The sequence below is a fragment of the Rhizobium sp. 01T437 genome, from assembly GCF_056398505.1.
Window position 1 is genome coordinate 109,057 of the sequence record NZ_JBFTPM010000021.1, and the last position, 6,713, is coordinate 115,769.

Genomic DNA, 6,713 nt, shown 5'->3' on the forward strand with positions numbered 1-6,713 from the left:
CTGAGGCGACCGAAAGCAACTTGACCCTCGTCTCCCATCACATTGGAAAATTTCAACTGTAGTCAAATCGTTCGGGAGCGAAATGATGTCCGGGCAATCGAGGGAGATCTTGTTGCGTCGAAATATGAGGCTAACGAAATGAAGTTACACTTTAAAAGCCATTTGCCTAAGCGCGATTTTTCTATCTGTGTCGCAGGAGCCGGCGCAATCGGTGCCGCACTCTCCTTCAAGTTGGCGAGCAAGTTCGAAGGGGTGTCTGTCCTGGCGCGAGGCGAAACACTGCGCGCAATCAAAGCCAACGGTATCACGATGGTCGGTGAAAACAGCGCATCGAGCGTGCCGGTTTATGCCGGAGAACCGAGCGATCTCGGCGTCCAGGATGTGATCTTTTTATGTTCGAAAGCTCAAGATTTGCCTGAACTCGCCGAAGCAATCCAGCCACTGATAAGTCACTCAACCATTATCGTGCCGATGACCAACGGAATTCCGTGGTGGTATTTTGAAGGAAGCCCGGCTGCAGGCGACGCTCCTATTGAAGCAGTCGACCCAACTGGGCGCTTGAAGAAGCTGCTGCCGTCCACAAACGTTGTCGGCGCAGTCAATATGATCATTGCGGAACGCATCGCACCCGGCATGGTACAAAGCTTAAATCCCGGCCGCGTCATCGTGGGTCCCGTCTACAGTGATATCCAACCTGCTGAAACGATCTCTCTGATTTTGAATGAAGCCGGGATCGCGACCAGCTTGGCTGAGCCGATCAGAGCGGCGGTATGGAAAAAAGTCGTTCTTAATCTCGTGACTAATCCGCTCTCAGTTATCAGCGGAGGCAACACCACCGAGTTTCTCACCGACCCGTATTTGGCGGCCGTCTGCGAAGGTTTGTTTAAAGAAGCCAACGCGGTAGCGGAAATATATGGTTTCGAGGGTTGTCAATTCTCGGAATTTGAAAGACTTGGGCGTTCGATGAAGCCCTTTAAGACGTCAATGTTACACGACTTTGAAAACGGTCGGCCTTTGGAATTGGATCCAATATGTGGCTCGGTTGTAGAGCTAGCTGAACGCAGCGGCGTGGAAGTTCCGCTGATCAAGCAAGTCGTGAACCTCACTCGTTACAAAAGTGCAGCGCGGTCTGTTCGGATGGCTGCATAAGCCCAGGTTTGATTGATCGAGGTGCGGCTCGACGCAGCGCGCCGCGGTGACTTCAAAAAAGGCGCGACCTTTTCAGGAAATCCACCATGAGAACGCGGCGCGATCTAAAAACAAGGCCGTTTACAACGGCCGGCTCGATAATCGCGGCTATTATCTGCGCATTGCTGACGATAAGATCGGGTCAAGTCGAGATCGTAAACCACGCGGTACTTGATGAGCTACGTGCTATAGAACTCAACAGCGCGTCGCTTCAGCGCGATGTACTGCGCGTCAGGGCTGGCCAAAAAAATGGTCATATTGCCCTTTCAAATTCTTTGGCATCTCTCCGACAAAATGCAGCTTTTCTAGGACGGCTTTTGCTAAACAGTGAGGGACGATTTCGTAACGAGATCGAGGGCATCCGGAAATCGATTGCCCGAGACGAGATTGATGTGGAAACGTTCACAACGAAGAATGCATTGCTTTGCGATTCGATTCAGGCGTTCATCGGCTCTTTGAATAGAATTGGAGAAGGTTCATCGCGCTTGCAGGGCGATCGCAACGTCGCTCATCTGGCCACCCTAATGATGCAGTATGCACTGCAGAACGACGTCCTCCTGCAAGCCTCGATCAACCGTGAACTCTTGGCGCTGCAGGATGCCGAAAGCGATCCGAATTTGCTCCGGCTGAAACAGCAGGGACTGATCATACTTGCTGTCTCACCGCAGGTGGAGACGGCACTTGCAAAGCTTCAAGGCTCTGACGTCAACTCTCTCTCGCGACGTCTTCGGCGCGACTTCGACCTCTACGGCGTCAACCGAGGGCTTCTTTCCTGGGGCTCCCTGATTTCGGGATGTATTTCGCTCCTGCTATTTTCATACACCGCTGGCCTATTCTACACCCAACGTCAACAAGCTCACCGGTTAGCAAAACGGCTTGAATTCGAGAAGATGACCAAACGGTTCCAAGCGTACTTCGTGCAGGAGAGGCTTTCGATAGAAAGTCTCGAAGAGGCTACGCGAACTGCCACGGAATGCATCAAGGAATATTTTAGAGCGAGCCGTTTCGGTTTGGCCTTGGTGAACACGGCAACACTGGAAGTCGAGACCTATATTGGAGATCAAATAGCGGAACTTGTCGACACGCAGAACATGGGCAATTTTTTCGGCGGCGGCGAAACGGCTTTCTATCGAATGCTGCAAGCCGTCGATGCACACGGCGCCGTGCAAGGGGCGAGATTTTTCGGTGGCGCTCTCGGATTTCGCGTATCAGACAAAAGGGCGCTGCTATGCGCCATTGCTTTTCGCGACCATCAGCCTCGTTGCTGCCAAGACGAACCGATATTTCTGGAAGAAGCGGTCCGCCTCCTGTTCCAGGCGATCGACCACTGTCGTAAGGATTTGGAGCTCGAAATGCTCGGGCGGCGGCTCGATCATGCCGAACGTCTGCAGTCGGTAGGCGCGCTCGCGGGTGGCATAGCGCATGAATTCAATAATATCCTGGTTGCCATACTCGGCTATGCTGAGATGGTTCTCGACCATACCAAACGTCGACCGACGGTCAGAACGTATGTGGAAGAGATCGTCAAGGCCGCCGAACGTGCGCAGCTGAGTATTGAACAAATACTGGCCTTCAGCCGCAAGCGCGAGCGGGCCGTTCGGCCGATCGACCTTGCGGAGGTTATCAATGACTTCGCTGCATTGTTGCAAGTCTCTCTGCCAAAGGGAACCGATCTTGACCTCGGAGAGATTGCCGAAAATTTGATAATCGACGGCAACCCCGTTGAAATCCAACAGATTCTGTTGAACCTTTGCAGAAATGCATCGGAAGCTATGAACGATGGCGGCTCAGTATCGATACGTGCTCGGAATGCAACCATCGTGTCAAAGTTGGCAACATCGCACGGCGTGTTGCCTGAAGGAAACTATGCGGTGCTCTCTGTAGCCGATACAGGCAGAGGTATTCCGACCGAGGTAATGCCCAAAATATTTGAGCCTTTTTTCACCACCCGCATTACTTCCGGCGGGACAGGCCTGGGTCTCGCCGCCGTACTCGCAAATGTCGAGGCGCATGGCGGACATATTGACGTGATAACTCGACCTCGCAAGGGAACCCGGTTCGATGTCTACCTGCCCAACTCTTCTCGAGCGGGGCAACCCGTTCCCCTGCAAGAGTTTTTCAAGGGCGATTCAGTTCCACTTGGAAGTGGAGAAACTATAGTTGTCTTTGAGCTAGATGATGTGACTCGCGTTTCGTACGAGGACCGGCTCGCAGCGCTCGGATATGAGCCGGTTGGTTTCTCGGATTGGGCTAGGCTGGAGGACTGGCTGTCTAGCAATTTGCGAGATATCGACCTGGTCTTGATTGACGAAAGAATCATCGGTGAAATCCTGCTCAATGACATAAGGCGGATTTTGGGACCAGTGCCCCTTCTGGTTATGACAGAAACTCCTGAGAGGTTCGTGTTGGATGGCTCGATCCGGAGTAGTGAACTTGTACATATCTCCATGGGCTCGAAAGCGCTCGCTACAGCTATCCGTTCAAGCATCGATAATTTTGCCAGGGACGGAAATGTCAGATCGCGGGGCGTTAGATCCACCATCAGCATCCGAAAGGGCGACACGATCTGACTCGTTGGTTTCCGATGTAACCATCTCCGGCGGGTCCGAAATCAAGGAGTAGAATACGGGGAGCCAAATCCTAAGGTCTCAAGAGAGATCGAGGAAAGGAGTTTCGATGAGAAACATAATAGGCATTGTAGCCACTTTATTGCTATCTAACAGTGTTGCGTGCGCTATGGAAACACAGGTTACTTCAGTATTTAAATCGGAACTAACCATTTCCGGCCAGCAACTGAAGTTGCCTGGGGGAGATGTGGAGGTTGCAGTCTCCGTCTACGACATTCCGCCGGGGGCGGCATTGCCGGAACATAGACATGCCAGCCCGCGGTACGGCTATGTCCTTTCGGGAAAACTACGGGTATCAAATAGTGAGACTGGCAAAACTCAGGATTTTGAAGCCGGTGATTTCGTCATTGAGTCTGTTGGTCAATGGCATCGGGGGAGTAATCCCTCAACGGAGCCACTGAAGCTTCTTGTTATCGATCAATCCCCGAACGGAGAGGCGAATGTCGAACTCCGGAAATGATCTAACACCAAATCCGGCATCACAAAGCTCGTGATCGGTCTCCAAGAGATTCTGGTTGCCGGCCGCATATTGACGTGCCGGTGGGCGGGATTCCGATAACAACGAAACGTAGTGTCTGTGCATGTCAGCGACGGCTCGGTAGTTGTAAATGACGCGGCCTTCGTTCCGGCACACATACAATTTATCATCTAACGGATGGCGCTGTTTTGTATTGCGCCATCCGAAATGTTACGGACAGGTTGACAATACCTCAGCCGCCTTGCTGGCCGCCATCCAGCGTCAGATTCACACCATTTGCGGCTCGGTTTTCCATTAGAAACCTGCAACCGTCCACGATATCCGCCATCTGCGGAAAGCGACCACTGCGTATGCTTGGCCGCATCTGCGCGAAAAGGCCCTTATTGTCACGCCAGTGGGGACTGTCCTCCACCATTCCAGGATGAATGGCATTAACGCGGATCGGCGCTAATTCCACGCTCAGCGTTCTCACGAGACCCATCACGGCGTTGTTTACAACTGTGACCGTCGTCGAGCCAGGGTAGGGAATATCTTTTGCCAGACCGCCAAAAATCAGCACGGAACCTAGGGGAGACAGGCGGTCCAGCACAGAGCTAATAGCGGTTGGATATCCAACGGCTTTAGTGGTTGCGAGCTTCATGGCCCCCGCCACGTTATAATTCTTAATGGAATTGGCGTCTCTCACCATGCCGACTAGTACCAGATGGTCTATCGGTTCGACGAGGGCGAGCGATGCCGGAAGTAGTTCAGGATTAGACAGATCTGCGGCGATGCCGTCTATTGCCCCCGGAGCGTCGATGGAGCTCAGGATCTCTGAAGCCACGCTTCGTGCCCGCCCTGCATCACGGCCCGCTATCGTGACTTTCCCACCATCCTGGTAGAGACTTATAGCAAGCTCGCGGCCGATTCCTGCCGTTCCTCCGATGATTAAAGTATGTTTCATCATTCCACCTTGGCAATTTTGTTGGACATTCGAACGTCACAACGACGGTTTCGATTTCCGCCAATGAAAGCGACGCAGCTACATGAAGATTGCCGAAAATGACTTTCGGGTTGCATTTGTAACAGAGCTGTTCAAATTGATCAGATCGGTTCAGCATACCGCTTTGATCATTCAGTGGGCATTAGGCGCTCGCTCTGACGATTGCCGCCGCTGCGGCATTTTTGTCGGGCCATGACACGATGTTTGATGTCGATGCCGGCCATACACGAAAGCGCCACAAGGTCGTTGAAGTCACCACGGACTTAAGACCGAAGCTTCCCGTCCTGGCTCATAACGTCTTCCCTACGCGCCGAAGCCGAAATCTGTTAAACGCCCGTGGTTGACCAGCTTTTAAAACCGGTGTCGCGAAGCTGACGAGCGCTCATCGCCAATAATATCGCCGCTCCTCTATCTTTGGCGCGGGCGACTCAGCCACATACGGTCGCGTTTATCCGCTCGCGGAACCTGCTACCATGTTTGCCCGGCGGCTAGTGCGGACAGGGCGGCCCGACTGCAACAGAACCCCGCAGTCACTGAGAGGATTGGTATACACGATAATCAGGCATGGCATGGTGGGGTGACCCGTGTGATGGCCTTTGTGTTGCTTCTGATTGACTTTAGAAGGTAAGCGTCCGGTGAGCCTTCTTTTTTGAGCGAAAGGCGCAAAACCGGCGCTCTAATTCACCGCTCGTGCCAATCCTCGATCAATGCTGCCAGTTTCGCACCGTTGATTTGTGTCGAGTTTGATTGAACATATCCCAACAGACGCTTCCTCGCGGCACTCGGAAACTCGACTTCGGGAATGCCCTTCCCGGCATCGTACATATGGAAATGGTTTGCGAAATTTTGGCGTGCGCGAGCCAGTGAATAATCCCCGTTCGGTCCATGCCAAACTTCATCGGCGTGCGGATCGTCTTGGCTATCGTCTTCCCAAAAACAGACGACACATACGTCGAACCTGTTTCGTTGTTCTAAGGTCGGGAGTTGGCAACATGGGCAAAGTTGAAGATTCATGGGCACCCGAAAGCTATCGCGATCAAGATTATGATATTTGCATTATCACTCGTGCCGCAACAGGGTAAGCGTCCCTTCAAGCCAGATGCGAAGGAACTTGTAGGTTCCACGGCAGGAGTTCATCGATCCGGTTTATGGGATGATCGGCGATGCGGGTCAGGACATTGCGCAGGTAGGCTTCCGGATCGAGGCCGTTGAGCTTTGCACTCTCAATCAGCGACAGGATCGCGGCACCGCGTTCACCGCCTTTGTCCGATCCTGCGAACAGCCAGTTCTTGCGGCCGAGTGCCATCCCCCGTTCATTCTGCCCATGTCGGCGACGAAGTCGAAGTCCATTATCGCTGGCATCCGTATTTCGGCCAAAAGGTGTCTGTTCGGCGCGTCGAAGAACGAGCGACAGGTCGGTTTTTGAAGGTTTTGGGAC

At 53.0% G+C, this 6,713-nt stretch carries 6 protein-coding genes; 3 read left to right on the plus strand and 3 right to left on the minus strand.

The annotated features are described in order from the left end of the window. The first annotated feature begins 138 nt into the window (after window positions 1-138). The 3 genes from AC1DM5_RS30105 (at window position 139) to AC1DM5_RS30115 (ending at window position 4,275) form a co-directional block, all read left to right on the plus strand. Entirely contained in the window at window positions 139-1,149 is a 1,011-nt protein-coding gene (locus AC1DM5_RS30105; protein ID WP_442082862.1) for a ketopantoate reductase family protein, read from the plus strand. An 86-nt stretch (window positions 1,150-1,235) separates the two neighbouring features. After that, window positions 1,236-3,758, plus strand: coding sequence for an ATP-binding protein (locus AC1DM5_RS30110; protein ID WP_130693346.1), 2,523 nt, complete (start codon window positions 1,236-1,238; stop codon window positions 3,756-3,758). 106 nt (window positions 3,759-3,864) lie between these two features. Further along, the gene (locus tag AC1DM5_RS30115) at window positions 3,865-4,275 is read left to right on the plus strand and encodes a cupin domain-containing protein (protein WP_130685669.1); all 411 of its coding nucleotides are present in this window, start codon (window positions 3,865-3,867) and stop codon (window positions 4,273-4,275) included. A 250-nt stretch (window positions 4,276-4,525) separates the two neighbouring features. On the opposite strand, the gene AC1DM5_RS30120 is transcribed toward AC1DM5_RS30115, so the two are convergent. From AC1DM5_RS30120 to AC1DM5_RS30130, 3 genes are all read right to left on the minus strand, one after another. Beyond that, window positions 4,526-5,236 carry an SDR family oxidoreductase gene (locus tag AC1DM5_RS30120; RefSeq protein WP_130685701.1) on the minus strand — a complete coding sequence of 237 codons (711 nt, stop codon included), beginning with the start codon at window positions 5,234-5,236 and terminating at the stop codon, window positions 4,526-4,528. 720 nt (window positions 5,237-5,956) lie between these two features. Beyond that, a complete protein-coding gene (locus AC1DM5_RS30125) occupies window positions 5,957-6,289 on the minus strand; it encodes a CPCC family cysteine-rich protein (protein WP_080634354.1) in 333 nt (110 codons plus the stop codon). 76 nt (window positions 6,290-6,365) lie between these two features. Next, the coding region (locus AC1DM5_RS30130) for a transposase domain-containing protein (RefSeq protein ID WP_477976484.1) at window positions 6,366-6,713 on the minus strand (348 nt) is incomplete at its 5' end.

Bases quoted from the DNA above. Each gene is read 5' to 3' on its own strand.
- AC1DM5_RS30105 (WP_442082862.1), top strand. From the start codon at position 139: ATGAAGTTACACTTTAAAAGCCATTTGCCTAAGCGCGATTTTTCTATC.
- AC1DM5_RS30110 (WP_130693346.1), top strand. From the start codon at position 1,236: ATGAGAACGCGGCGCGATCTAAAAACAAGGCCGTTTACAACGGCCGGC.
- AC1DM5_RS30115 (WP_130685669.1), top strand. From the start codon at position 3,865: ATGAGAAACATAATAGGCATTGTAGCCACTTTATTGCTATCTAACAGT.
- AC1DM5_RS30120 (WP_130685701.1), bottom strand. From the start codon at position 5,236: ATGAAACATACTTTAATCATCGGAGGAACGGCAGGAATCGGCCGCGAG.
- AC1DM5_RS30125 (WP_080634354.1), bottom strand. From the start codon at position 6,289: ATGAATCTTCAACTTTGCCCATGTTGCCAACTCCCGACCTTAGAACAA.